21 protein-coding genes are annotated in these 25,101 nt (G+C 71.0%); 10 read left to right on the forward strand and 11 right to left on the reverse strand.

Translation table 11 applies throughout. The annotated features are described in order from the left end of the window. Window positions 1-114 precede the first annotated feature (114 nt). From WME82_RS04060 to WME82_RS04070, 3 genes are all read right to left on the reverse strand, one after another. Entirely contained in the window at window positions 115-774 is a 660-nt protein-coding gene (locus WME82_RS04060) for a MarR family winged helix-turn-helix transcriptional regulator (protein WP_438041743.1), read from the reverse strand. Window positions 775-931: 157 nt separating this feature from the next. After that, entirely contained in the window at window positions 932-2,140 is a 1,209-nt protein-coding gene (locus WME82_RS04065) for an aminoglycoside phosphotransferase family protein (RefSeq protein ID WP_438041744.1), read from the reverse strand. Between the two features lie 56 nt (window positions 2,141-2,196). Beyond that, entirely contained in the window at window positions 2,197-3,120 is a 924-nt protein-coding gene (locus WME82_RS04070) for an RNA ligase family protein (protein WP_438041745.1), read from the reverse strand. A 313-nt stretch (window positions 3,121-3,433) separates the two neighbouring features. Here WME82_RS04070 and WME82_RS04075 point away from each other — a divergent pair, with 313 nt between their 5' ends. Further along, on the forward strand, window positions 3,434-5,344 hold the full coding sequence (locus tag WME82_RS04075; protein ID WP_438041746.1) for a response regulator: 1,911 nt from the start codon (window positions 3,434-3,436) through the stop codon (window positions 5,342-5,344). Between the two features lie 90 nt (window positions 5,345-5,434). Here the strand turns inward: WME82_RS04075 and WME82_RS04080 are convergent, their stop codons facing one another. Further along, window positions 5,435-5,992, reverse strand: coding sequence for a hypothetical protein (locus WME82_RS04080; protein ID WP_438041747.1), 558 nt, complete (start codon window positions 5,990-5,992; stop codon window positions 5,435-5,437). 400 nt (window positions 5,993-6,392) lie between these two features. Between WME82_RS04080 and WME82_RS04085 the strand changes: the two genes are divergently transcribed. Continuing rightward, window positions 6,393-6,899, forward strand: a complete 507-nt coding sequence (locus WME82_RS04085; protein ID WP_438041748.1) for a DUF1993 domain-containing protein — start codon at window positions 6,393-6,395, stop codon at window positions 6,897-6,899. 168 nt (window positions 6,900-7,067) lie between these two features. On the opposite strand, the gene WME82_RS04090 is transcribed toward WME82_RS04085, so the two are convergent. From WME82_RS04090 to WME82_RS04105, 4 genes are all read right to left on the reverse strand, one after another. Further along, a complete protein-coding gene (locus WME82_RS04090) occupies window positions 7,068-7,559 on the reverse strand; it encodes a UPF0262 family protein (RefSeq protein WP_438041749.1) in 492 nt (163 codons plus the stop codon). Between the two features lie 287 nt (window positions 7,560-7,846). After that, the gene (locus WME82_RS04095; protein ID WP_438041750.1) at window positions 7,847-8,134 is read right to left on the reverse strand and encodes a hypothetical protein; all 288 of its coding nucleotides are present in this window, start codon (window positions 8,132-8,134) and stop codon (window positions 7,847-7,849) included. Next, a complete protein-coding gene (locus tag WME82_RS04100; RefSeq protein WP_438041751.1) occupies window positions 8,118-8,405 on the reverse strand; it encodes a hypothetical protein in 288 nt (95 codons plus the stop codon). Before WME82_RS04100 ends, WME82_RS04095 begins: the two co-directional genes overlap by 17 nt. A 104-nt stretch (window positions 8,406-8,509) precedes the next feature. After that, complete coding sequence (locus WME82_RS04105; protein ID WP_438041752.1) at window positions 8,510-9,187, reverse strand: hypothetical protein; 678 nt, start codon at window positions 9,185-9,187, stop codon at window positions 8,510-8,512. Between the two features lie 240 nt (window positions 9,188-9,427). Between WME82_RS04105 and WME82_RS04110 the strand changes: the two genes are divergently transcribed. Beyond that, window positions 9,428-10,240, forward strand: coding sequence for a hypothetical protein (locus WME82_RS04110; RefSeq protein WP_438041753.1), 813 nt, complete (start codon window positions 9,428-9,430; stop codon window positions 10,238-10,240). 49 nt (window positions 10,241-10,289) lie between these two features. Here the strand turns inward: WME82_RS04110 and WME82_RS04115 are convergent, their stop codons facing one another. Continuing rightward, the gene (locus WME82_RS04115) at window positions 10,290-11,141 is read right to left on the reverse strand and encodes an NAD(P)H-binding protein (protein ID WP_438041754.1); all 852 of its coding nucleotides are present in this window, start codon (window positions 11,139-11,141) and stop codon (window positions 10,290-10,292) included. 224 nt (window positions 11,142-11,365) lie between these two features. On the opposite strand from WME82_RS04115, the gene WME82_RS04120 reads away from it, so the two are divergent. After that, the gene (locus tag WME82_RS04120) at window positions 11,366-12,106 is read left to right on the forward strand and encodes a helix-turn-helix domain-containing protein (RefSeq protein WP_438041755.1); all 741 of its coding nucleotides are present in this window, start codon (window positions 11,366-11,368) and stop codon (window positions 12,104-12,106) included. Between the two features lie 68 nt (window positions 12,107-12,174). Here the strand turns inward: WME82_RS04120 and WME82_RS04125 are convergent, their stop codons facing one another. Together WME82_RS04125 and WME82_RS04130 are read right to left on the reverse strand one after the other, a co-directional pair. Further along, on the reverse strand, window positions 12,175-12,633 hold the full coding sequence (locus tag WME82_RS04125) for a hypothetical protein (RefSeq protein ID WP_438041756.1): 459 nt from the start codon (window positions 12,631-12,633) through the stop codon (window positions 12,175-12,177). Beyond that, complete coding sequence (locus tag WME82_RS04130; RefSeq protein WP_437744230.1) at window positions 12,623-14,212, reverse strand: B12-binding domain-containing radical SAM protein; 1,590 nt, start codon at window positions 14,210-14,212, stop codon at window positions 12,623-12,625. Before WME82_RS04130 ends, WME82_RS04125 begins: the two co-directional genes overlap by 11 nt. Window positions 14,213-14,733: 521 nt before the next feature. Here WME82_RS04130 and WME82_RS04135 point away from each other — a divergent pair. The 6 genes from WME82_RS04135 (at window position 14,734) to WME82_RS04160 (ending at window position 25,009) form a co-directional block, all read left to right on the forward strand. Beyond that, on the forward strand, window positions 14,734-16,404 hold the full coding sequence (locus WME82_RS04135) for a DUF1592 domain-containing protein (RefSeq protein ID WP_438041757.1): 1,671 nt from the start codon (window positions 14,734-14,736) through the stop codon (window positions 16,402-16,404). A gap of 122 nt (window positions 16,405-16,526) precedes the next feature. Further along, window positions 16,527-17,765, forward strand: a complete 1,239-nt coding sequence (locus tag WME82_RS04140) for a DUF1552 domain-containing protein (RefSeq protein WP_438044855.1) — start codon at window positions 16,527-16,529, stop codon at window positions 17,763-17,765. Between the two features lie 118 nt (window positions 17,766-17,883). After that, window positions 17,884-18,378 (forward strand): cupin domain-containing protein, encoded by a 495-nt coding sequence (locus WME82_RS04145; RefSeq protein WP_438044856.1) that lies wholly within the window; start codon window positions 17,884-17,886, stop codon window positions 18,376-18,378. 214 nt (window positions 18,379-18,592) lie between these two features. Continuing rightward, window positions 18,593-19,660: a hypothetical protein gene (locus WME82_RS04150; protein ID WP_438041758.1), complete on the forward strand. Its 1,068-nt coding sequence runs from the start codon at window positions 18,593-18,595 to the stop codon at window positions 19,658-19,660. 290 nt (window positions 19,661-19,950) lie between these two features. Next, complete coding sequence (locus WME82_RS04155) at window positions 19,951-20,892, forward strand: hypothetical protein (protein ID WP_438041759.1); 942 nt, start codon at window positions 19,951-19,953, stop codon at window positions 20,890-20,892. 202 nt (window positions 20,893-21,094) lie between these two features. Beyond that, entirely contained in the window at window positions 21,095-25,009 is a 3,915-nt protein-coding gene (locus WME82_RS04160) for a serine/threonine-protein kinase (protein WP_438041760.1), read from the forward strand. Window positions 25,010-25,101 lie beyond the last annotated feature (92 nt).

Here is a 25,101-nt window from a genome sequence, read left to right on the forward strand (position 1 = left end):
GCCGGCGCGCGAGCCGGCTGCGCTTCGAGGTCGCGGGAGCGCAGGCCCGGAGCGAGGAGCCAGTGACAGGCCTCGGGAAAGCTATCCCCTCATCTCGCGGGGATGAGCAACGCTCTACTCGGGCTGGACGAAGCGCCTCCACGCGTCTTCGCGCTGCTGCTCTTCAGCCTGCTCGTGTTCGCCGCAATCGATCCTCAGGTGTCGTCCCGCCATCGGCGCGTCGACGAAAGCACAGTGGTGGGGCAGCGCCCCTTCATGCGCGTTCGGCCGGAAGTACTTGCAGGTGACGCACATGCGGCTCACCGGGATGTGCCCGCTGAGCTGCAAGGAACGGATGATCTTCACGACGCCAGCCAGGAACGCCTCTTGCTCCAGCGCCGAGAGCGCTCCCACCGCGGACACGATGGCGTCGGGCAACGTCGTCACTTTCTGCGCGAGCGCGCGCCCGTGCGGCGTGAGCTCGATCGGGCCCGCCCGCGGGTGGCGCGGGTCCGGGCGCTTGACGACAGCTCCCTTGTCCACGAGCGTTCGGACCGAATCGCTGATGGTCGCTAGCGTGACGCCCAGGCGATGCGAGAGCTCGCTCCCGCTGAGCGGCCCCTCGAGCGAGAGGGTCGCGAGGATCTGCCCCTGCGTGGGCGACAGGCCCTCGTGGTTCGCCTGTTCCCACGCCTGCAGCTTCATCGCGAGCCCCAGCTTTCGAAGCCCGACCGCGATGCGCCGGTCGATCGGCTCGGAGTTCTCCTCGAAGAAGAGCGGGAGCGAGCGACCCATGACCGTCATTTAACTTAGGAGGCACCGCGGTGCTCTTCTCCCTGATCCATCGGTACGCCGCCGACTCCTGCTGTACCCGTTCGCGGGGAAGGCGCGCCGCGGGGAGGGCGCGCGTCGTCGACCGTCCGAGAGCTCGGTGGCAGCGGTGCTCACCTAGCTAGCAGGATCGAGAGCGCACCATCGCGGCTGTCCTCGCGAGCCACGCCACGGGATCTCTCGCGTGGTAGGGGTGCTCCGACGGCTCGATGTCGTCGAGGAACTTGCGGTAGATGATCGCCTGGCGGGCCGCTGCGACAGGCGCGAGCAGCTCGGCGGCGCGCTCGGGGTCGGAGCCCGGGATCGCGGCGCGCCACGCGCGGCTCCAGAAGCTCCGGAGCGGCTCGACCGCGCCGGGCGGGGCCCCGTCGAGGAACGCTGGCTGATCGAGCAGCGGATGCCCGACGCCGCTGTCGCCCCAGTCCAGCAGGACGGCCGACGTCGCGTCGCCACGAGCGTTGCCGGGGTGAAAGTCGCCGTGAACCAGCGTGTCGGGCAGCCCGGCCTCGGCCAGGCGAGCGAAGCGCTCGGGCAGGCCATCGATGAAGCTGTCGAGGGTCGCCCGATCCCCGGCGGACAGCTCGGGCGTCCGAGCCACCACGTCCGTGATGAGCTGGAGCAGGGCCGGCGCGCGCCAGTCCGGCAGCCCCAGCGAAAGGAGCTCGCCGACCTGCCGGCTCGCGTCGCGCTGCAGCCCGACAAGCAGCGAGATCAACCGCTCCCGGACCGGCAGATCGGCCTCGTAGAGATCCTCGCCCGGGATCTCGGGCATCAGGATCCGCCGGTCGTCGTGGTCGAGGAGCGCCGGCACGGGCCCGCCCGCGAGCCGCGCGATCACAGCCCCCTCGTGCCCGAAGAACGGAGGGACGTGCTTCAGCCAGACCGTCTGGTCGCCAGCACGGAGCCGCCACAGGCTCGACAGGTTCCACGACCGCATCTGCTCGGCGGGCGCCGTCCGCGCGAGGCCCCGATCGCGCAGGACGGCGTCCGCCCACGCGAGGTCGTCTGCAGGCCCGCCCGGCCGCGCCCACGGCTGCCGGAGCGGGTGGTCGTCGAGCGCTCCGCGCCAGGGCTCGACGCCGGGCGGCGGCGCGTCGATCTCCGCCTCCGCGAGGTAGGTGACCGTCCCGCCGTGGGGGATCGGGAGCTCGGCGGCGAGCATCCGGAGGACCGTCACCTGGAGGCCGAAGCGCTCGCGGGCACCCTTGACGACCGAGCGCGCGTCCTGCCACCAGGGCGTCGCGACCGGATAGGACGGCAGCGCGCCCACGAGCTCACCCCTCGCGGTGAGGAGGACCAGTCGAACGACGCGCGGCGGGTGGGGCAGCATCGAGCCGAGGATAGCGCGCGGCCGGCGTCGCGCGCGCGAGCGCCCGGCCCCGCGGCTCAGAGCCGCTCTGCCGCGACGGCGGCCCTGACGGCGCGCTCCAGCGCCTCGCCGTCCTCGGGCGCGAGGGCGCGCATCGCGCCGGGGAACGCCGCCTCGAGGTCCACGAGCACGTCGAGGGCCGCCTCCTCGTCGACGGCCGCCCGATCGTGGCGCCCCACCTTCGACGCGGCGGACGCGAGGCGCGGGCCGTTCACGAGCCGCTCCCCCCAGCGGATCAGCGTCGTGAGGTCGACCGGGCGCTCCGGGTCCCACGGCGCGCTCTCGTCGAAGCGGTCCTCGCGCATCTCGGCGATCTTGCGCTTCAAGGCCATGTACGCCCCGGCCGGCATGCGGACGTCGGGCTTGGCCACCAGGCCCTCCGCGAGGTTCTCCGGGCCGAGGGGCGGCAGCCCCAGGGCGGACGCGACGCGCGACGGGAAGCGCTCGGGCACGGCGGCGATCTCCGCCTTGCGCCCCCGGGCGAGCAGCGGGGGCATCATGAGCCCCGCCGCGGCGGCGACCGGGGCCGCCTCGCTCCAGGCCAGGAAGGCGTCCTCGCTACCGTCGACCGCGCGGAGCTCGAAGGGCGCCCACCGCAGGTCGGGCGCGTACCAGACCCCGGTCTGCACCGCGCTCACGCCGCCCGAGGGCACGTCCGGATGCGGGTAGCCGCCGCCGAAGAGCTCGCCGTAGAGGACGAGCCGCGCCGCGCCGACCGCCGCGTACGCCGCGCGGGCGGCGTCCCGGAGCGACGCGCGGAGCAGCTGCCAGCCGAAGAAGGGGTCCTCGTCCCGGAGCCACTCCTTGCGCTTGCCGAAATGGACGCCGGCCGCATCCACGCCGATCACCAGCTGCGCGCCGTGGATCTTCTCGAGCGCGACCCAGGTAGGAGCGTCGCTCGCGCCGAGGCACGGCATCTTCGGGAAGGGGAGGAACTCCATCTCCGGTTCCGGCGACGATAGCGCCGATGGCGCGGCCGGTCCGCGGACGCCGGCGTGCTGGTCGAATTTGGACGGGGAGGCGGGGAGGCAGGAGAAAAAACTCAATGAATCTCCCTGTCTCCCCGTCTCCCTGTGACCTTTCTCGGGCAAAGTTGACCACCACCGCCGACGCCGGATGGTGCGTTGCGTCGTCCGCCGCGGAGGAGCGCGGCGGTCCCGCGCCGCCCGCGCTGCGAGCCGCCGGCGCGGCGAGGGCGGCGAGGCGCTTGATTCCGGGAAAGCGTTGGAGTTCCTTAGCCATCAGGGGGTCACCATGTCCGCTGAACCCAGCCGGGCGCCGCCTGCGCCTCGCTTTCGCCTCCTGCTGATCGAGGACAGCGCCATCGCGGCCTCCGTCGTGCAAAGCCACCTCGACGCCGTGCCGTGGCAGCGCGCCGAGCTCGCGCATGCGGAGACGCTCGCCGCCGGGCTCGCGCGCGTGAACGAGGGGTGGGATGTCGTCCTCCTCGACCTCTCCTTGCCCGATGGCGAGGGCCTCGAGGTGGTCGAGCGGGTGCGGGCGGTGGACCCCCATGTGCCCATCGTCGTGCTGACGGGACACGACGACGTCCGCCTCGCGGAGCGCGCGCTCGGCGCCTCGGTGCAGGATTACCTCGTGAAGCGGGGCCTCGACGCGGACACGTTGTGGCGAGCCATCCGCTATGCGGTCAGCCGCCAGCAGCTCCTGACGCAGCTCGCGCGGGCGATGGCCGAAGCCCGCGAGAACGAGGCCAACCTGCACCAGCTCATCGCCCGGAGCGCCGATGGGGTGATCGTGCTGGATCCCTCCGGGACGGTGCTCTTCGCGAACCCCGCCGCAGAGTCGCTGCTGGGCGACGGGCGCCCCGTCGCCGGGCGGGGCTGCCCGGCGGCGCTCTGCGCCGGCGAGACGAGCCTGGAGATCGGAGGGCAGCAGGTCGCCATCGACGTTCGCTGGGTCGGCGTGGACTGGCAGGGGCGCCCCTCGCGCATGGCGCTCCTGCGCGACGTGACCGGGCGGCGCCGGGCCGACGAGCTGAGGTCACGGCTCGAGCGCAGCGAGCGGCTGGCCGCGGTCGGCCAGCTCGCGGCGGGTGTGGCCCACGAGATCAACAATCCTCTCGCGTACGTGGTGGCCAACCTCGAGCTGCTCGCCCGCGAGGTGCGGCGGCTTGCCGACAAGGGCGTCGCCACCGAGCACCTCGCCCAGCCGCTCGCGGACGCCCGCCACGGCGCTGCGCGGGTGGTGGACATCGTCGGGGATCTCGGGGTGTTCGCGCGCGCGGAGGCGAACGAGGCGATCGGGCCGACCGACGTCAACGCGGTGATCGAGAGCGCGCTCAACATCGTGCATCCCCAGATGAAGCACCGCGCGCGGGTCGTGCGTGAGCTCGCCTCGGTCGCGCCCGTGAGCGGCGCGGAGGGGCGCCTGACGCAGGTGTTCGTCAACCTGCTCATCAACGCGGCGCAGTCGATCCGGGAGGGGCGCGTCGCCGAAAACGTCGTCGAGGTGCGGACCCGCGACCAGGGCCGGGAGGTCGTCGCGGAGATCGTGGACTCCGGCTGCGGCGTGCCCGAAGAGCACATGCACAGGCTGTTCGAGCCGTTCTTCACCACGAAGCGCGCGGGGGAGGGGACGGGGCTCGGACTCGCGATCTGCCGCAACATCGTCGAGTCGTGCGGCGGCACCATCGGCGTCAGCAGCGAGGCCGGCGTCGGCACCTGCGTCCGCGTCCGGCTGCCCGCCTGGTCGAGCGCCGAGCTCACCCCTCGTCGAGCGCCGCCTGCGCCCGCGCGGGACGAGGAGCCGTCACGGCGCGCCCGGATCCTCGTCGTGGACGACGAGCCCCTCCTCCTGCGCGCGCTGCGCAGGCTCCTCGAGGCGTCGCACGAGGTCGTTTGCGCGCGCTCGGGCAGAGAGGCCCAGAGGACGCTCCAGCTGGACGCAAACTTCGATGTCGTGCTCTGCGATATCGTGATGCAGGAGGGCACGGGGATAGAGCTCCACGAGTGGCTCGAGGCGGAGCTGCCGGCGCTCGTCGACCGGGTGCTGTTCATGACCGGAGGGGGCACGAGCGAGGTGAGCAGGCGGTTCCTCTCGGCCCACGGGGGACGCGTCCTGCCGAAGCCGATCGACCCGGCGGAGCTGCTCCGGCGGATCGAGGCGCTGCTGCAGGCGAGAGCGGCAGAGCCCGAGAGGATGTAGCGGCGGGCCGGGGCGGGTAAGGGGGGAATCGGCGCCGGCCTCCTGCGCGTCATTGGCCGCGCGCCGCGCGCCGCGCGCCGCGGCGCGGGCTCACGTCCCGCCGCAGGCCTCGTACTCCGCCTTGCACGCGTCCGCGCCCGCCTGCTGCACGCACGCCCTGCAGTCCGCCGCGATGCCCTGGCCGGCGCACTCCCTCTCGCACTCGTCGGCGCACACACCTGCCGCGCAGACGCAGGCGATGAGCGCGTCCGTCTCGGGATCTTGCAGGGGATCCGTGTTCGGATCGCAGCCTTGCACGCACGCGCAGCAGATGCCGTCGCCAGGGCAGCAGCCGTCGCCGCGCCCGAGGGGACAGCCGCAGTCGCCGCCGTCTTGCTCCATGCACGGCCCGTAGCCGCTGCCGTCGGCGAGGCACGTCGCGACGCCGGGCGCGCTGGCGGCGTGACAGGTGCAGGACATGGTCTCGCCAGGAGTGCAGGTTGCGCCCGAGGCCGAGCTGGAGGTCGTCGAACTGGCGCTCGCCGAGCTTTCGCTCGTCGAGCTGGCGGCCGACCCGCCGCTCCCGGTCGGCTCCGGATCGGTCGTCGTGGAGCCGCACGCGGTCGCGAGCGCAGCCGTGAACAAGCAGAGGAAAAGGAGGTTTCGCATCGGCGCCCCCTATAGCGCGCCGCCCGCGCGGCCGTCGAGGGCCATCACGGCGCGCTCCATCGCGCTCCCTCCCCGGCGCGGAGCCGCGCCGCGGCACCCCGTCATCGAGGCTTGTTCGTCAATGCCCTTTACATTACTTCACGAGCGCGTCATGACGCGGAGCGCTCGGCGGGCGTGTCCTCAGCGCTGGAGTCCGTGGATCCCGGCGAACGAGCGCCGTGCTCGGGCGCCCGGGGGGGCGCGGGCGGCCCCTGCGCGACAGGGCGTCCTTGCCTGACGAGCAGGATGCCCTATGTTCGCGCCTGCTCGCGTCCCCGCCGAGGGGTGCGTCGGCGCCGCGCCGCGTGCGCCGTGCGGGGAACGCGCTGCCTGAACCGTGCGATAGCAAGGAGATGAGAAGATGACGATCTCGATGTATCAGGCCTCGGTCCCGGTGCTCGTCAGGATGCTCGGCAACCTCTCGGCGATCCTCACCAAGGCCGCCGCGTACGCCGAGGCGAAGAAGATCGAGCCTCGCGTCCTTCTCGACGCGCGCCTCGCCCCGGACATGCTCTCGTTCACGCGCCAGGTGCAGATCGCCACCGACATGGCCAAGGGCTGTGGAGCGCGGCTGGCGGCCGCCGATCTGCCGAAGTACGAGGACAACGAGGCCAGCTTCCAGGAGCTACAGGCCCGCATCACCAAGACCGTCGCGTTCCTGAACAGCCTCCGGCCCGAGCAGATCGACGGCTCCGAGGACCGCGATATCACCATCCCGACGCGCGATCAGCCGCTGCAATTCAAGGGCCTGGTTTACCTGCTGCACTTCGTGCTGCCCAACTTCTATTTTCACGTGACGACCGCCTACGCGATCTTGCGCCACAACGGGCTCGAGATCGGCAAGCTAGACTTCCTGGGCGCCCGCTGATCCGAGCGGCGGTCACCCGAGCGGCGGGCACCCGCTGCGGATACGGGCCCACCTCGACGTTTTCGGTGCTCGGCGTGCTGGAGCACGCCTGTGCGCCGAAAACGCCGATCTGGGCCCGTCTCCTGTGCGGGTGACCGCCGCTCGTCGTTGTTTCCGGCTGACGCCCGGCTACCGCACGCGCCTCGGATCGTGCTGGTGCGCTGGGAGCGGGCCGAGCCGCGTCGTGTCGACGAGCAGCGAGACGACGAGCGAGAAGAAGCGGCGGCGCGTCTCGAAGCTCGGGCTCAGGTCGGGGAGGAGGGCGCCTATCCGCCTCGCGCCGGCGTCGTGGAGGACGCGCTTGGCCATATCGATGGGCTCGATGTGGGCGGGGTAGAGGTCGCCCCCGGAGAGCTTCCGGATGAGATCCACGTACTCGCCCACGAGCGGCGCGACCTCCGCCCGCGCGAGGGCGAGGGTGTCTGCCGAGAGGGCGCTCCCGGTGAAGACGAAGTGGAGGTCGCTGTCGTCGCAACCGGCGACGAGGGTGCAGGGCTCGCGCGAGGGCCAGGGCGGCTCGCCGGAGACGATATCGGTCGTGAGCGTGCGCCACTCCTGCCTGCGGAGCGGCGACGCGCTCGACCAGAGGCGCTCTTCGATTCGGATGGCATGGACGGGCATATGGGCTGAGCTCAGTGTAGCGCTCACACCTCTCGGTTGTAACGATTCACCGTCGGCCAGCGAAGAAACCGACAAAAATCCACGGTATTCGTATTGTCCGCATTTGGTCCGGTGCACGATCGCCTCGGGGACCTCCGAACGCCCAGGATAGAATTCCGCAGCAACCTCTGTTTCGTCACGCCCAACGACCGCAGGAATGCGCACAATGCTCGGTGCGCCAGGGTGATACGCGGCATCGCCATGGGGTTCTTCGTGTGTGGCACAAGACCGGTATCGCGACGGCAGCGCTAGAAATCCCTCACCAGGATCCAGACATACCTTGGGGATGGGAAGCGCTGCGCGATGACGTCGATCTCCGCTGGATCCGCGCCATGGGCGTAGCTCGCGCTGGAGATCTGCCGGAGCTCATCGGGCGATACGCCGCTCCAGGCTTCCAGGCCTGGCATCCGCGTCGCAGGCTCCCGCGCCAGGACCTGCCGAGCGCGCTCGAGCGTCAAGTTGCCGCCGAGGGAGCGGCTACAAACAACGGCAGCGTTGTGTGGGTCGACGATGAGCAGGTCAAGGTCGGTAGGCATGGTTCGAGTCGGCGTAGTAGAGGCTCACGCGAGTCGAGGCGCCTGCCGCGAAGAGCTCTCGCACGAGATCAAGGGTTTCCGATCGATGCTCGGGATAGACGTCGTGGGCGACGAGGTCTTCTGCCTCCTCCGGGGTCAGCGCGCCCCACGAGACGACCGATCCGTCTTCGAAATCAGGTGGGCGTGAGAAGCACGAGCGTGTCGTCTCCAGCGGAATGGACAGCTCGAGCCGGTCAACGAAGCGGCCCTGGGCGTCGAGCGACACGAGCATGGCGAAATCTCTGAAGTCTATGGCCATAGGAGTGACCCAGATCTGCTCGACGTGCCGCTATCAAGCCGCGGCCGTTTGCTTCAGCAGCTTGTTGGGCGGCGATGTCACGCCAGGATGCTCCTGGTGCACAAGTGGAGCGCTTCGGGGAACGACGACATCGTCTGCTTGAGTGAATGACTCCGGGCGATGCACTCGAACGTCTCATCGTGGAAGGCAAGCAAGTAGTGTCGATACTGCTTCCACCCATCTGGATTGTACTCGCTGTGAACCGAGTTGATCTTCATCAGCTCGGCGATCCATCGAGACCTCTCGACGACGTGCGCAGCATACCCGACCAACCCGCGGCCGTGCAGGGGATGTCCGTGGAGAACCTCGTCATTCGGTGGACCGAGCTTGTGGGCGAGGCATCGCTCGAATTCGACGATGGCGATCAGGCGCAGGTCGGCGCTGGTGGGATCGACCACGGTCGCATACGAGCCATCCCACGCGGGGTCAGGTTCGCGCATGTTGTAGACGACGAGAGTTCTGGAGCCCGAGGAGAAAACATGCGGGAGTGGGGCGCCGACATCCCAAGGATGTTGCCAGGGGATCTCGACGGCACACTCCTCCTCGGTCGCTCGGGCGAGATCTCGCTCGAGCGAGATGCACTTGTCGTGCGCGGTTTGGTAACGGGCCCATCCCCCGTCTTCGCGTTTTCCGGAGAGCGCAGCGGCTGCAGCCGACAGCTCCTCGCGGGCGGCGTCCAGGCCGCGCCTTATGTCTTCAACCGTCATTTCGTCCACCCAACGAATCATGGGCTGGTCAACCGAAGCCGCCGGACCAAGTCTGTCGATTCAGGCGCTCTGGGTGACCTCACGCACAGAAGGTCTCACGGATCGGCGCCGCGCCGCAAGTCCCGAGCTTCGTCCAGCGCCGCAGGGCAGATCCGTCCAACGCCGGCGGTCGTCGCTGCCTCTCCGGGGTGCGGTGGGCGCGGTAGGGCCGCGGTGGACCGTGCCCACGCGGTGGTGGTAGGAGAAGATATGGCGAAGAGGCGTGCAGCATGGATGTGCGCGGCGTGGACGCTCACAGCCGGTGGATGCACCACGCTCGTGGGGCTGGACGACAGCTACCACCTGGTGGACGGAGCGGGCGGCGAGGCCGGCGCGGGGGCGGGGGGCGAGGCCGGCGCAGGCGCGGGCGGGGGCGAGGTGGTCGTCCCCACGGACGTCGAGCTGATCGACGACATGGAAGACGGCGACAGCGCCATCGATGAGGCGGGCGGCAGGGTCGGCTACTGGTACAGCTTCAATGATGGGACGGGCACGCAGACTCCCCCGGTCTACACGGAAGACAATCCCGTCGGGTTCATCCCGGAGGAGCTCGCGGAGCCACGCGGCGAGAGCACGATGGCGATGCACACGTTCGGATCCGGCTTCACGGAGTGGGGCGCCGGGTTCGGCTTCGCGCTGAACGGCCCCGACGGGGGCCTGTTCGCCTACGACGCGTCGGCGTACAGCGGTATCGTGTTCTGGGCCAGGCTCGGCGACGCGGGCGCGGCGACGACGATGAAGGTCAACATCACGGACAAGACCTCGGACCCCGCGGGCGGGCTCTGCGATGAATCGGGCGAGGACGTGGCCAATCCGTGCTTCGACGACTGGTCATTCACCGCGCGCCTCGGCACGGCGTGGGCGCCGGTCGTGATCCCCTTCGATGAGTTCGCGCGCGACGGCGGGGACGCCGAGCAAACCGGCGAGGACATCGATCTCACAGGGCTCTTCGCGATCGAGTTCGGGTTCACGGAAGGGGAGGATTTCGACGTCTATATCGACGATGTCGGCTTCTACCCATGATCGCCTGATGCAAGGCCTCCCGGCGGCGCGCCTCTGGGCTCGCCGGCGCTCAGCGAAATGCGTCGAGGTGATCCCGGACCCACGCTGCGAAGGGCCGCGGCGGGCGGCCGAGGACCGCGGCGACGTCGTCCGTCGGCGCCGACGCGCGCCCGTCGCGCAGGAACGTGAGGCCCTGGGAGACCGCCGCGACGAACGCTTCCGGGGCGCCGGCCGCCCGCATCTTCGCCGTCGCATGCTCGACGGTGACGTCCTCGGCGGCGATCGGGCGTCCGAGCGCCTCGGCGAGGATCGCGATCTGCTCGTGGGCGTCGAGGCCGGCGGGCCCGGTGAGGGTATACGCCCGCCCATCGTGATCGTTTGACGTGAGCGCCCGGGCGGCGACGGCCGCGACGTCGCGCGGGTCGACGACCGCGTGCTTCCCTGTGCCGGTCGAGACCTCGATCGAAGCGCCGGCGCGCACGTTCGCGGCCCACGCGAGCACGTTCGAGTGGAATCCCGCCGGCCGGAGCAGCGTGAAGCGGCGCCCCGTCGCGATCACCGCTCCTTCTCCGGCCCGATGCCAGCTGGACGCGATGAGGTCCTCTTGCTCGGCGCCGTAAGCCGAGAGCTTGACGATCTGCTCGACCCGCGAGCGCATCACCGCCGCGGCCATCGCGCGGTCGTGGTCGGCCACCGTCGGCCCGGGCGCCGTGAGCAAGAAGACGCGGTCGACGCTTCCGAGCGAGCGCCCGAGCGACGGCGCATCCGTGAAGTCCCCGCAGGCCACCTCGACGTCGTTTCCCCAGAGCGCACGCGCGCGGGCGGGATCGCGGGTGAGCACCCGAACGTCGGCCCGGGCGGCGAGCAGCTGTGGGATCAGCGCGCGACCGATGGTGCCTGTCGCACCAGCAACAAGGATCATGAACACCTCCGTTTCGAGCGCGAAGCCTGCTGTCTCGGCGAAGCCGTCTCTTGGAGATTCCGGCACGAAGGTCGAGCTCGTCGGCGCGCGACGGCCGAGGCGCCGGAGGCCGCGCGCGCTACACTGCCTTCGTGCTTGCGCCCTCGCTCCCGCCATCCCGCTCGGAGAGCTGCGACCTCCCGCCGCGTGCGCCGCTCCGTTCCTGGATCTCCGACGTCCACGTGATGAGCGCCGTCCCCTCGCCGCCCGGGGGGTGGACGCGGCTACCGAGCGGGACCACGTCGCTCGTCGCGTGCTGGACCGGCGGAGAGCCGGTCGTGGCCGCGGTGGGGCCGCTTCAGCGCGCCACGTTCAAGCCGTCGGGCGCGGTGCCTCTCTATGCTCGCCTCTCGTTCCACCCCGGGGGCGCGCGGCCCGCCCTCGGCGTCGCCGCCCACGAGCTCGTCGATCGCGTCGTCCCGCTCGACGACCTCTGGGGCGCACGCGCGCGCGAGCTTCGCCATGCGCTCGCTCGCGCCGGCGGGGACCCGGCCGCGGCGGTGCGCCTGCTCGAGGACGCCCTCTGCCGCGCGGTCGGCGCGAGGGCCGACGCCCCCGCGCGCCGGGCGCTCCTGCGCCGCGCCGTCGATGCCCTCGACGCCTCCGCGCTGGCACCCGACTCGGACGCCTCCATCCCCGCGCTCGCGCGGCGCCTCCGCGTCGCAGAGCGGACGCTGCGCGCGCTCTTCCACGAGGAGATCGGCATATCGCCGAAGCGCTACGCGCGCATCGCGCGCATCCGTCGCGCCGCCGAGCGCCTCGCCACGACGAGCCTCGCGCGGCTCGCCCTCGAGACCGGCTTCTACGACCAGGCCCACCTCACCGCCGAGTTCCGGTCGCTGCTCGGGGTGACGCCGCGGGCCTACCTCGCGGGCGCGCGCCCGTCCGCGAGGCCCGTGTGCGGCGGCGCGACCGCGCGCGGGTGACCTCCGCGCCGGCAGACACGCTTCTTTTCCGCCAGCGCGGCGCATCCCGGGGCCGCGCGCCCCCGGGATCATTCGAGGAGGTTGTCCCGCACCGGCATCCCCTTGCGGTGCTCTTCCTTGTCCACGTGCGGCGCGCGGGGCTTCACGCCCGCGGCAGGCTTGCCGCTCGGGACCATCATCGCCCCGCCGGCGTCCGCGGGAGCGCCGGCGTCGCGGGCCACGATGGCCTCGCCGGCCTCCGCGTCCGCAGGCGCCGTGGCACCCATCCCATCGCCGGCGTCGGCGGCGCCCCCGCTCACGGAGTCGCTGGTCGGGGCGGGCGCGCTCTGGCCGCTGCTCCCGCCGGCCGCGCTCCGGCGGTCAGGGCCGGTCCGCGCGTCGGGGCCGCTCGGCGACGCGCCCGGGTCGCTCGCGCCGCCCTTGCAGGCAAGGAACGCCCCGGCGGCCATGGCGATCGCGATGGACGCGCCCGCCTTGAGCCGCCTCTTCAGCCGCCGCAGCCCGACCTTCTTCGGATCAGCGAACATCCCGCGCCTCCTCGCTCTCCGCCGCGATCCGCGGGCGGCGTCTCAGCTGGATGGTCCTCGTGTCCCCGCAGGCAGCCGGCGCCGGCGGCGCCGCGACGGGCAACGCTTCGGGGGCCGGGGCGGGATACCGGTTCTCGTCGGCGCCCCGGTACACCCCGAAGATCGATAACGCGCTATTGACGAGCTCGGCGAGCTCGAGCCGGCGCGGCATCACGTCTGTCATGTGGCAGACGAGGTACCAGGCGCGGAACATCGCATAGAAGAAATCGTTCGGCGGGAGCCTGATGAGCCGCTTCATGAGCGGCAGCAGCGCAGGGATGGCGGCCGTGACCGCGAACACCTTGTGCAGGTTCTCGATCTGCCGCTTTTCCTCGTCGGACGAGAAGCGCAGCACCGACTCGGTGTAATAGCTGTCGTCGATGAGATCGAAGTCCCCGCTGAAATGGCCGTGCTCGACCGCGTACGCAGCGATGCCCGTTCCGGGATAGGGCGTGCACAAGGTGGCGGCGGCGTAGTCCACGTCGAGCTCGATGTTGAGCTCCAGCGTCGCCAGGTCGTCCTCGAGCGTCCCGCCCGGGATGCCGAGGATGTTGTCGGCGAAGACCACGATCCCCGCGCGCTTGAGGAGGCGGATCCCGTGGACGAGCCGGTCCATCCGGATCTGGCGCCGCAAGACGCCGTTCGCGAGCTCGGGGTTCGCGGTCTCGATGCCGACGTTGACGGTGTAACAGCCAGACCAGGCGAGGAGATCCACCATCTCCTCGGTCATCATGTCAGCGCGCAGGTGGCAGTAATAAGGCAGCTTCACCTCACGCCGGTAGAGCTCTCCGAACTGCCTCAGCCACTCGGCGTCGTACACGAAGATGCTCTCGCGAAAGCCGACGAACTGGAGCGGGCCTTGCTTCATCACGTGGACGAGCTCGGCCACGACGTTCTCGGGGCTGCGGACGCGCACCTTCTTCCAGCTCGAGCCGTAGTGCTCGACCAGCGACGGGTTGAAGCAGTAGCTGCAGGGGAAGGGGCACCCCCGGTTCGTGGTGAACGACTTGAGGGGGCGCCGCCGCAGGCCGTCGTCGTACTCGTAGAGCAGACGCCGCGGAGGGAAGGGGATCGCGTCGAGGTCGCGGCGCAGCCCGCGCGCTGGATTCCTGTAGATTTTCCCCTCCGACTTGACCCAGAGGTCCCGGATACCGCGGTGATCGTCGCCTCGCGCCAGCGCGTCGCACAGCTCGACGGCGGCGTCCTCGCCCTCGCCCTGGCACACCACGTCGAGCCCCGGCGTCTGGATGACCTCCGGGTAATAGGTCGCGTGCGGCCCGCCCATCAGCGACACCGCCTTCGGATAATGCTGCTTGATGTGGTGATTGAGCCCGAGATAATAGCGATGGAGCCCGGTCGTCGCCCCGAAGGCGATGACGTCCGGCCCGTACCGCCGCACCTCGGCGAGGACATCGTTGCCGCGCGTGCCGATGAACTTGCACTCGTGGCCCGCTTGCTCCAGGCAGCCCGCCACGTACAGCGCGCCGAGCGGCTCGGCCCCCTCTATCTCCTTGACGATGAAGAGAACCTTGACCCCCATCGGCCGCACCTCCGCGAGCGTCTGTTGATTCGAACGGCGCCCGGCGCGGCGATGGTGCCACGACCTCATGGCGGAAGGAAGGCGCCTTCTCCTCCGGCGCGATCCCGACGTCTCCACGTGCCCACGTCCCCACGTCCAGCCGTCGAAATCGTCGGTAGTTGAAGTATCTACTGTCGGCAGTGATGTTTCGTGAGGTGTCGCGCGCAGATACCGTCGAGGTTCAAAAACGCGACGACGGTAGATAAAATGGGTGGGTTGGTGGGTCGTTGGGGCACAAAAAAGTTCGCGATCGACCTCTGCCGTGAGCCGGACAGGACAGGTTCTGGTACATACTGTTAAATCGGCGCTGTTGAGTCGCAGCGTCGGGAACACGTGCAGGTGCCGATCCATGTGGTCGGCGCTCGCACCAACTCGTGCCTTTCGTCGGGCGCGGCGTGGAGAACACGGTGAACCCCGAGCAACACACGCATCGCTGGCCTCTCGAGCTTTTCGGCTCACAACTCAGGTACGCTGCGCCGCTCTTGCTCGCGTTCGTCGCGGCTTGCAACGGCCAGATCGGCGGGCCCGGCCAGTCCACGGGGTCTGGCACGGGCCCCGGCGGGGACGAGCCTGGGATCGTAGAGCCCCCGGAAGACGTGCTGGATTCGGCGTTCTGCCAGACGCCGAGGCCCGGTACGGCGCCGCTCCGCCGTCTCAGCAATTACGAGTACGAAAGCACGGTGAAGGATCTCTTCTCCGGCGTCCCGGGCGTGGCCTCCGCCGTCGACAAGGTGGTCGCCACATTTCCGAACGAGTCCGAGTCGCTCGGCTTCCGCAACAACGCGAGCTTCTTGAACGTCGGCTCGCTCGTCGCGCAGAAGTTCCTCGACGCCGCGGAGGAGGTCGCCGCTGTCGCGGCCCACGCCTCGGGCCTCGTCTCCTGCGATCCGGAGGAGATCGGTGAGATCGAGTGCGCGCGCGACTTCATCCGCACCTTCGGCGCCAGGGCGTACCGCCGGCCGCTCACGGAAGCCGAGGTCCAGAGTTACGAGGAGCGCTTCACCGCAGGATCGGACGGGTACACCTTCGACGACGGCATCGAGTGGGTCGTCTTCAGCATGCTGCAGTCGCCGAACGTGCTCTATCGCGTCGAGCTCGGCCAGGCGAGCACGGGGGACGTCACCGAGCCCACGCCGTACGAGATGGCCTCGCGGCTCTCGTACCTGGTCTGGCAGTCGCAGCCGGACGAGGAGCTCACGCGGGCGGCGGAGGCGGACGAGCTCGGCACGCCAGAGCAGCTCGAAGCCCAGGTGCGGCGCATGCTGGCCGATCCCAAGGCCGAGCGCTTGCTCGAGTACTTCGACCAGTGGCTCGACACCGACATCCTGGGCAGCATGAACCGCGATCCGGAGGTGTATCCAGACCTCTCGCGCGACCTGCCCGCCTTGCTGCGAGCGGAGACGCGCACGTTCGTGAAGGACCTGTTCGCGAGCCCGAGCGGCTCGCTCGACGACCTCTTCGCCGCCGACTACAGCTTCGTGAACGGCGCGCTCGCGCAGCACTACGGCGTGAGCGGGGTGAGCGGCGACGATTTCATCAAGGTCGACATGCCTGGCCGCTCGGGCGTGCTGACCCAGGGCATGATGCTCACGCGCGACAAGGCGACGCGCACCTCGATCGTCCGCCGCGGCCTCAAGGTGCGCACCGATCTCCTGTGCCAGATCGTGCCCGCGCCGCCCAACGACGTGAAGCTCGATCTCGAGGGCCTGGGAGAGGGGCTCTCGCAGCGCGAGCGCCTCGAGCTCCACCGCACCGAGCCGAGCTGCGCGGGGTGCCACGCGCTGATGGATCCCATCGGCGTGGTGTTCGAGTCGTTCGACGCCGTGGGCCGCCCCCGCACCACGGACGAGGCCGGCAGGCCGATCGACACCTCGAGCGCCATCTCGAGCACGCGCGACGTCAACGGCCCTGTGGCGAACGCCGCCGAGCTGGGCCAGCGCCTCGCGCAGAGCGAGGAGGCGCGCGCCTGCTACGTGCTGCAGAACTTCCGCTTCTTCTACGGTCGCGACAAGACGGACGCCGATCGCTGCTCGATGGCGTCGCTCTCGCTCGCGTTCAAGGACAGCGGTTACAGCCTGTCCGAGCTCCTGGTCGCGCTCACGCAGACCGACGCCTTCCGCTACCGCCCCGTCATCGTCCCGGAGAAACAATGAAACCTCTGAGCCGCCGTACCTTCCTGCGTGGCGCATCCGGAGTTGCGCTCGCGCTCCCGTTCCTCGATGCGATGCGTTCGAGCCGCGCGCGAGCCCAGACGACGCCGTCCCCGCGCCGTATCATGTTCGTGTTCCAGGCGAACGGCGACGAGACGGAGAGGCGCTTCGACGCCCGCGGTGAGACGAGCTTTCAGCTCGGCGAGTTCCTCGCCCCGCTCGAGCCGTACCGCGAGGATCTCCTCTTTCTCAACAACCTGCACAAGCACTTCTACGATCTGCCGGAGTCCGAGCGGGCCGACAACCACCAGCAGGGCGGCAGCTCGCTCGCTCCGTGGAAGTCCGGCACCGGGTCGTTCCCCATCGGCGGCACCGAGAGCACCATCGGTTACGTGGAGGGGCCGAGCGCCGACTACGCGATCGGCGGTCGCGTGCTGGAAGCCAACGAGAGCATCGCGCACCGGCACCTCGTGTACCGCGTCGGGGACAAGTGGAACGACATCTGGAACACGCACTCCCACGCGGGGCCCGCGGGCGAGCAGAACCCGATCCCGCCGGAGACCGACCCGTACGAGGCCTACGCCCGGATCTTCGCCTCCATGCCCGACGAAGGGGGCGCGCAGCAAGAGGTGCTGAGGCGCCTGGCGAAGAAGCAGTCGGCCATCGATCTGGTGCGCGAAGAGGGCAACTCCCTCCTCACCAGGGTCGGCGCCGAGGACCGCGCCAAGATCCAGCAGCACCTCGACGCGATGCGCGACGTCGAGCGCGCGCTCCAGGCCGGCAACGGCGCGGCCGCGTGCGTGAAGACCCCGCTGGGCGAGCGGCTCGACCCCTACGCCGACGAGAACCACGCGATCATGGGCGAGCTGTTCTTCAGGATCAGCGCCCTCGCGTTCGCCTGCGATCTGACGCGCGTGGTGCATTTCAACTGGAGCGGCAACACCAGCAACCGCGTCTACTCGAACCTGGGCTTCAGCGATGGGCACCACGACATCTCGCACAACAGCGACGACGACTCGTTCGCCAAGGTGCGCAAGATCCACAGGCACCTCTGGGAGCAGAACACGAAGCTCTACGAGATCTTGAAGAACACGAGCGACGGCGACGGCACGCTCTGGGATCATACGCTCGTCGTGCACTGGAACGAGCTCGGGCAGGGCGACAGCCACAGCATCGAGGACAACCTGGTCGTCTTCGCGGGCAAGGCCCACGACCACTTCCGGCGCGGGCGGCTCGTGGATTTCCGCGGCGATCGCTCCTTCGCCGACATGCTCGTGAGCTGCTTCCACTACATGGGCTTCGAGGACGTCAAGAGCTTCGGCGAGGGCGTCTTGAACACCGGGGGCGCCCTGCCGCTCACCTGAGCAGGCGCCGCCTGCCGTCGGCGGCGCGGAACGCAGCGCATCGGGCGCCCCGGCTGCGGGCGCGCTCCGTACGCTTTTCCAGGTGAGCGCTCTCTCCACGGGTGCTTCACTGGGCGGCATGTCGATCATCCAGCCTTGTTTCGATCGGTCGGTCGTCGTCCGCGGCGCTGACGCTGAGCTCGTCGGCTCTCCCGCCGCGCGGATCCAGCTCCTCGCGGACAGCAGCGCGACGGGCGGAGCCCTCTCCACCGTACGCGTGACGCTCGCGAAGGACGCGGACGGCGCGCGGCCCCATCGTCACGACGCCTCGGCCGAGATGTTCTATGTGCTCGACGGCGCCGTGCAGGTCCTCTCGGGGAGCGACATCGTGACGGCCGAGAAGGGCGACCTCCTCGTGGTCCCTCCGCGGGTCGCCCACGCGTTCGCCGCCGCGCGCGGCAAGGGCGCAGAGCTCCTGGTCGTCATCACGCCAGGGGTCGAGCGCTTCGATTACTTTCGCAAGTTGACGCGCATCGCGCACGGCGAGGAGCCGCCCGAGACCCTTCGCGACGTGCAGGAGCTCTACGATACGTACTTCCTGAGCAGCCCCGAATGGGAGACGGCGCGCCGATGAGCGGGCTCTCGGCCGAATCGATGTCTCCCCGGGGGTAGACCGCATCGGCCGCTGGGGCGCTCGGCGACGCCGGCTTCGGTGGGTATTTCAAGCCAAGGTCCGGGCAGCTGCTGTCTCGGTGTCTCGTGACAGCGATGTTGTGCAGCGCTTGCTCTCGCGAACGCGATGCGTCCCGCGCTTGACGGCGTCGGCGATCGCCTGGATAAGCTGCCGCATGAGATCCGCGGCGCTCGCGCTCCTCGTCGGGGCCGCGCTGGGCAGCTTCGATCGTCCCGCAGGTGCGGCGCCGCGCGCCTCGTCGCTCGCGTGGGTGAGGATGCCAGGGGCCGAGGCGTGCATCGACGCGCCGACGCTCGCACAGGCCGTGGAGCGGCGGCTCGGGCGCGGGGCGTTCGTGCCGCCCACCCGCGGCGAGGTGTCCATCGAGGGGCGGATCGAGCGCGCGCAGGAGGCCGGCGTCTGGCGGGCGACGATCCGGGTGTTCGGCGAGGGCGGGGCGGCGATCGGGTCGCGTGAGATCGAGGCCGAGCAGGTCGATTGTCGGGCGATCGACGAGCAGCTCGAGCTCGTGATCGCATTGCTCGTCGACCCGGACGCCTCGCTCGTGCCCCCCGGCGGCGCGGGCGTCCCGGCCGCGGCCGGCGCCGGGGGAGCGCCGGCCGCGGGCGCGGCGGCGCGGCCTGCCCCGCGGCCCCCCATCGCGACGAAAGCTGCCGTGCCTCCGGCGTGTCCGCCGGCTCCAGCGGCGCCGAGCGCTCCCTGGCGGGTGGGAGGCGCGGTGGAGGCGGTGGGCGGGCTCGGGCTCACGCCTGGGCCCGCGAACGTCGGGGTCGGGGTCCGCGCGCACGCGACGCCGCCGCGCGGGCCGGGGTTCGAGCTGGGCGGCGCGCTGTGGAAGAGCTCGGTCGCGGGCGAGGTGCCCGGATCGCCCGCGTTCTCGCTCGCGTACGGGAGGCTGTCCGTGTGCCCCGTCGAGATCGCGCGCGGCGGGACGGCGCTCTCGGGCTGCGCCGGCGCGATGGTCGGCTCGCTGCGCGTCGAGGGACCGGCGGTGCGGAGCAGGTTCCGGCACGAGCGGCTCGTGTTCGATCTGAGCCTCGACACGCGCGTGCGGCGGCGCTTCGTGGGCCCGCTGTTCGGGGCCGTCGGGCTCGGGATCGCGGTGCCGCTCGCGCGCGATGTGTATTTTTACACGGACGAGGCGGGGGAGCGGCGCGACGTCTTCCGTGCGTCACCGGTGTCGGCGATCCTCGACCTCGGCCTCGGCCTCGAGCTGCCGTGACCGGGCCGCGTCAGATCATCGACGCAGACGCGGGCTGAGCAGCCCTCCATGTCGCCACCAGCGCATCGACCTACCCCGCGAACGGCCCCGCGCGCCCAGCGCCCCACCCCTGAATCACGTCGTTCGGCTTAACACGACTTAACGGTGGGCGGCCTCGGTCCGCGCTATTCAGCGCCGCGGGGGAAAACCTCGCTCTCAGGAGAATCCTTATGATCGAGAAGAGCACTCTGTCGATGCATACCTGTTCTCTCCATCCGTCACGCGCTGCTCTGCCGCGAATCGGCGCGGCGTTGTTGCTTCTCGGCGCCCTCGGCGCCGCCGCATGCACCGCCGGTGCCGGCGCGGACGAAGAGGAGAGCCTCGGGGTGGCGAGCCAGCGCGGAACTTACGATCTGACGAGCAGCTACACGGGCAACGTCGGAGACACCCGCGGCTGGCTCATCGAGTGGCAGGTACCCGAGCTTCTGAACGCGTCCACGGCCTGGACCGCGGTGGGCCAGTGGTACTACAATCTAGAGTCCGGCATTTACCACAGCCCGGATGGGTGGTTCGTCTACTACTTCGGAGATGACAACGGCGTCACGGGGAATCATTCGAGCTGCAACACCCAGTGGGGCTCGGGAGGCACCTGCGGCGGCTCGCTCGGCGGCCTGCAGCCCGGGCAGCAGGTCGTCTTCAAGTACGAGTGGTGCACGCCCGAGCGCGCCGCGAGCGTGACCGGCGCCCAGCTCTGCCTCTATGTCGACATGAAGGACGGCGCCGGCTGGCAGTTCCTCGCCCAGGACGCGCGCAGCACCGTCGAGATGTACGCGCACGACATCGAGCATTTCGCCGACGTGGGCCCGCAGTACCCCGAGCCGCAGGTCTCCTGCGAGGCGCCCATCAAGATGCTTCGCCAGCAGGTGAAGACGACCTCGGGCGCCTGGCAGAACATGTCGGGCGCGAGCACCTGGTCGTTCCACGACGCCGAGCCCTACGTCTACCAGAACAAGAACCTCGGCGCGTCGCCGTCGACCTGGGAGGCCTGCACGTCGACGGTGCCCGGGAACGACTGCAGCAGCACGCCCGCGTGGTCGTCGGGGCAGGTGTATACGCCCTCCACGCTGGTCACCAACGGCGGCCACCTCTGGTCGGCGACCCAGCAGATCTGGTGGTCGCACCCGGAGTGCCCGCCCAGCAACCCGACCTTCTGGTGCCCGGCCGAGTGGGCCGACCTCGGGCCGTGTAACTGATCGCGGAGCCCGCTCCTCGGAGACGCCGGCGGACGGCGTCTCCCCCCTCTCTCCTCGATTCAGCCCGCCTGTTCGGAGCGCTGAGCCGACGGCGCACGCCGCGTCGTCTGCCTTCATCGCCGTTGTGCGCTCTGGCGCGCGGCGAACGCCCTGTTAGGATGGCGCGTCGCGGAGGCAGGGACGGGTCAGATGGACGGCTCAGATGGACAGCGTCGCTGACGGTCCGGCCGCCGAGGGGTTCGGCGGCACGGACCGCTTCGAGATCCGCGCCCGCCTCGGGGCGGGCGGCATGGGGGTCGTTTATCACGCTCACGATCGGCTTCGCTGCGCCGATGTGGCGCTCAAGACGCTGCTCCGGATGGAGGCCGCCGACATCCTCCGTCTCAAGAGCGAGTTCCGCGCCATCGCGGACATCGCCCATCCGAACCTGGTGACGCTTTACGAGCTCATCTCCGCGCAGGGGCGCTGGTTCTTCACGATGGAGCTCGTCTCCGGCGTGAATTTCACCAGGTACGTCCGCGGGGGCGAGGCCGCCGCCCCGGGCTCGCCGGCGCATGTCCCGGAGCGGACTTCCCCCGCGGCGGCCACGACCTGTCAGGTGAACCTCCACGGCCGCGCGCCCTCGCCCCGCGCCGACGGCGCGGCGCCGACGGCCTCCGGCGGCGAGCCTGCGCCACAGCCCAAGGTCGACGTTGCGCGCCTCTGCCAGGCGCTCGAGCAGCTGGTGCACGCCGTCGAGGCGCTGCACGGCGCGGGCAAGCTGCACCTGGATCTCAAGCCCTCGAACGTGCTCGTGGACCAGAGCGGACGGGTGGTCGTGCTGGACTTCGGCATCGCCCGCGACACCGGCGCTCGCAGGACGGCGCTCGCGACCGCCGAGACAGACGCCCCGATCGCCGGGACGCCCATCTACATGGCGCCGGAGCACATGCGTGGAGAGCTGTCCGCCGCCGCGGACTGGTACGCGGTCGGCGTGATCCTTTACGAGTCGCTCACCGGCCGCGCGCCTTTCAGCGGCAGTCTCTTCGACATCGTCGAGGCAAAGGCGTTCGGCGAGCCGCCGCCTCCTCACCTCATCGCGCCGGACGCACCTCGGGCGCTGAGCGATCTGTGCCTGCAGCTCCTCCAGCGCGACCCGCGCGCGCGGGCCACGGGCGCGGACGCGCTGCGCGTCCTCCGCGAGGCGGCGGTCGCCCTCGCGGCAGCGCCGGGCGCCGCTCCCCGGCCCGGCGCTCCGCCGCCAGGCGGCGAGGCGCCGACGCCGCTCCCTCGCGCGCCGTTCATGGGACGCGGCGAGCCGCTGCGAGCGCTCCAGGAAGCGTTCGACGAGGCGCGCGCTGGCCGCCCGGTGGCGGTCTACGTCCATGGTCGCTCCGGCATGGGCAAGTCGGCGCTGGTCCAGCATTTCCTCGACGATTTGCGCGGCCGCCGCGCCGCGGTGGTCCTGGCGGGCCGGTGTTATGAGCGCGAGTCCGTTCCGTTCAAGGCCTTTGACAGCGTGCTGGACGCCCTCAGCCGCCATCTCAAGCGGCTACCGCGGTCCGAGGCCGCGGGCCTCCTGCCGCGCGGGATCCACGAGCTCGTGCGCGTGTTCCCCGCCCTGCGCGTCGTCGCGGCCATCGAGGACGTCCCGCGGCGCGCCTTCGAGATCCACGACGCCCAGGAGCTCCGGTTCCGCGCGTTTCGAGCGCTCAAGGAGCTCCTGTCGGCGCTCGCCGACAAGGGGCCGCTCGTCGTGTCCATCGACGATCTGCAGTGGGGCGACCGCGACAGCGCGCTGCTCCTCGCCGACCTCCTCGGCCCGCCCGATCCGCCCTCGATGCTCATGCTCGGCGTGTATCGGTCCGAGGACGAGGCATCGAGTCCACTCCTGCGGGAGCTCTTCGGCGCTCCGGCGCCCAGGTGGACGGGGGCCACCGAGCACCGGAAGCTCTGCCTCGGCCCGCTCGTTCGTGAAGAAGCGGAGTCGCTGGCTCGCTCGCTCCTGGGCGGCCACGGCCCCTCGCACAAGGCGTCGGAGATCGCCCGCGAGTCCGAGGGCAGCCCCTTCTTCCTGGCGGAGCTCGCGCTCCACCTGGGCCGCGCGGCGCAGGTTCACCCGGGCCACGAGGACGCCTGTTCCCCGGCGCCGCCTGTGTCGCTGGAGGCGCTGCTCCTGGCGAGGTTCGCGGATCTGCCGGCGGACGCCCGGCGGCTCCTCGAGGTGATCGCCGTCGCGGGGCTCCCCATCGAGCAGCGCGTCGCGCTCAGGGCCGCCGGGTTGCGGGGGGACGCAGCGTCGGCGCTGCACGCCTTGCGGACATGGCACCTGGTCCGCACCGGCGGGCTCGAGGAGGCCGATCCTGTCGAGGCGTACCACGATCGGGTGCGCGAGGCGGCGTCCGGCCAGATCGAGCCGTCGCGGCTCAAGGACCATCACCGCCGCCTCGGCGAGGAGCTCGCGGCCCTGGGGCGCGCCGATCCCGAGCAGATCGCGCGTCACTTCCATGGCGCAGGCGATCTCGACAGGGCGGGCGCGTACGCCGCGGAGGCGGCGGACAGGGCCGCCGCTGCGCTCGCCTTCGAGAACGCGGCGCGGCTCTACCAGCTCTCGCTCGACTGCGCGCCGGCGGGCAGCGACCGCCGGCACGGGCTCCTCGTGCAGCTCGGCCATGCGCTCGCGAACGCGGGCCGCGGCGCCGACGCCGCCCGCGCCTACCTCGGCGCGGCGGACGCCGCGCGAGGCGCCGCGGCGCCCTCTGTCGTCCTCGACTGCAAGCGCCTCGCGGCCGAGCAGCTCCTGACGAGCGGTCACACGGAAGAGGGCGTCGCGGTGCTCCGGGAGGTGCTCTCCGAGACGGGCCTGCGTTACCCCGAGACGAAGCGCCGCGCCCTCGCCGCGGCGCTCGTTCACCGGACGCGGCTCGCCCTGCGCGGCTTCGGGTTCAAGGAGCGCGACGCGAGCCAGACCGATCCCGCCGAGCTGCGCCGCGTCGACGTCTGCTTCTCTGCGTTTCTCGGGCTCTGCGCGGTCGATCCGGTGCGCGCGGTGGGCTTTCACGCGCAGCACATCCTCCTCGCGCTGGCCGCGAGGGAGCCGGGGCGGGTCGCGCTCGGGCTCGCGTTCATGGCGCTGTTCTCGTCGATCATCGGCAAGCCGGCGGGCAGCTCCGTCGAGCGCGCCATCGCCGCGGTGACGCCGCTCCTCCAGCGCTCCGGCGACGCGCGCGTCGAGGGCGTCCTCCGGATCCAGCGGGCGATCGCCGCGCACGAGACGTCGTTTCGAGAGACGGTGATGCACGCAGAGGAGGCAGAGCGCATCTTCCGCGAGCGGTGCACCGGGGTGGCCTGGGAGATCGGCACGGCGCAGACCATCTGCATGATCGGGCTCGGCAAGCTCGGTGATCTGAGGCGGCTCGCCCAGCGCCTCTCCACGTGGATCAAGGAAGCGGAGGCGCGCGGCGACAGGTATGCCGTCACGTCGCTGCGCACGGTCACGGGGGGCCACAGCCTTGTCGCGCTCGCCGCGGACGATCCGGCGCGGGCGCGCGCGGATCTCGCGGAGGCCCTCGCGGCATGGCGGCAGCAGGGGTTCCAGCTTCAGCACTTCTTCGGGCTCTTTGCGGACGTGCTCATCGATCTGTACTGCGAGGACCCAGGCGCCGCGTGGCGCCGGCTGACGGCCGCGTGGCCGGCGGTCGAGGACTCCACGTACCTGCGCATGAGCCCGATGCGGATCGGCGCGATCGAGCTGCGCGGGCGGGCAGCGCTCGACGCGGTCGCGAGCGCGGCGGATCCGGCCCCGCTGCTGCGCATCGCCGAGCGCGTGGCCGGCGTGCTCCTGCGGGAGCGGGTGGGCTGGGCGAGCGCCCAGGCGTGGCTCACGCTGGCCGCCGTCGCCTGGACGCGCGGCGACGCGGCGCTCGCGCGCACGCACCTGGAGGCGGCGATCGCCGGGTTCGACGCGAGCGAGGTCGCGCTGAGCGCCGCGGCGGCGCGCAGGCGGCTAGGGGAGGTGCTGGGCGGCGACGAGGGCCGCGCGCTCGTCAGGACGGCCGACGACGCGATGGTCCGCCTCGGCGCCAGCCGTCCGGATCGGATGACGGCCCTGTTCGCTCCCGGCTTCGGCGGCCGCTGACGCCGGGAGGAGGGGTGCCCGAGCCGGCACGACGGCCCCGCGGTTAGCTCGATGAGCTCGCCGTTCAGCTGGCAGCTCGGGGCGGCGCATGG

Origin of the sequence: Sorangium sp. So ce128 (assembly GCF_051525245.1) — a bacterium.
Taxonomy (GTDB): Bacteria; Myxococcota_A; Polyangia; order Polyangiales; family Polyangiaceae; genus Sorangium; species Sorangium cellulosum_B.

What these genes read in the sequence shown, in the direction of transcription:
- WME82_RS04060 (WP_438041743.1), bottom strand. Translation starts at nt 774, where the DNA reads ATGGGTCGCTCGCTCCCGCTCTTCTTCGAGGAGAACTCCGAGCCGATC.
- WME82_RS04065 (WP_438041744.1), bottom strand. Translation starts at nt 2,140, where the DNA reads ATGCTGCCCCACCCGCCGCGCGTCGTTCGACTGGTCCTCCTCACCGCG.
- WME82_RS04070 (WP_438041745.1), bottom strand. Translation starts at nt 3,120, where the DNA reads ATGGAGTTCCTCCCCTTCCCGAAGATGCCGTGCCTCGGCGCGAGCGAC.
- WME82_RS04075 (WP_438041746.1), top strand. Translation starts at nt 3,434, where the DNA reads ATGTCCGCTGAACCCAGCCGGGCGCCGCCTGCGCCTCGCTTTCGCCTC.
- WME82_RS04080 (WP_438041747.1), bottom strand. Translation starts at nt 5,992, where the DNA reads ATGCGAAACCTCCTTTTCCTCTGCTTGTTCACGGCTGCGCTCGCGACC.
- WME82_RS04085 (WP_438041748.1), top strand. Translation starts at nt 6,393, where the DNA reads ATGACGATCTCGATGTATCAGGCCTCGGTCCCGGTGCTCGTCAGGATG.
- WME82_RS04090 (WP_438041749.1), bottom strand. Translation starts at nt 7,559, where the DNA reads ATGCCCGTCCATGCCATCCGAATCGAAGAGCGCCTCTGGTCGAGCGCG.
- WME82_RS04095 (WP_438041750.1), bottom strand. Translation starts at nt 8,134, where the DNA reads ATGCCTACCGACCTTGACCTGCTCATCGTCGACCCACACAACGCTGCC.
- WME82_RS04100 (WP_438041751.1), bottom strand. Translation starts at nt 8,405, where the DNA reads ATGCTCGTGTCGCTCGACGCCCAGGGCCGCTTCGTTGACCGGCTCGAG.
- WME82_RS04110 (WP_438041753.1), top strand. Translation starts at nt 9,428, where the DNA reads ATGGCGAAGAGGCGTGCAGCATGGATGTGCGCGGCGTGGACGCTCACA.
- WME82_RS04115 (WP_438041754.1), bottom strand. Translation starts at nt 11,141, where the DNA reads ATGATCCTTGTTGCTGGTGCGACAGGCACCATCGGTCGCGCGCTGATC.
- WME82_RS04120 (WP_438041755.1), top strand. Translation starts at nt 11,366, where the DNA reads ATGAGCGCCGTCCCCTCGCCGCCCGGGGGGTGGACGCGGCTACCGAGC.
- WME82_RS04125 (WP_438041756.1), bottom strand. Translation starts at nt 12,633, where the DNA reads ATGTTCGCTGATCCGAAGAAGGTCGGGCTGCGGCGGCTGAAGAGGCGG.
- WME82_RS04130 (WP_437744230.1), bottom strand. Translation starts at nt 14,212, where the DNA reads ATGGGGGTCAAGGTTCTCTTCATCGTCAAGGAGATAGAGGGGGCCGAG.
- WME82_RS04140 (WP_438044855.1), top strand. Translation starts at nt 16,527, where the DNA reads ATGTTCGTGTTCCAGGCGAACGGCGACGAGACGGAGAGGCGCTTCGAC.
- WME82_RS04145 (WP_438044856.1), top strand. Translation starts at nt 17,884, where the DNA reads ATGTCGATCATCCAGCCTTGTTTCGATCGGTCGGTCGTCGTCCGCGGC.
- WME82_RS04150 (WP_438041758.1), top strand. Translation starts at nt 18,593, where the DNA reads ATGAGATCCGCGGCGCTCGCGCTCCTCGTCGGGGCCGCGCTGGGCAGC.
- WME82_RS04160 (WP_438041760.1), top strand. Translation starts at nt 21,095, where the DNA reads ATGGACAGCGTCGCTGACGGTCCGGCCGCCGAGGGGTTCGGCGGCACG.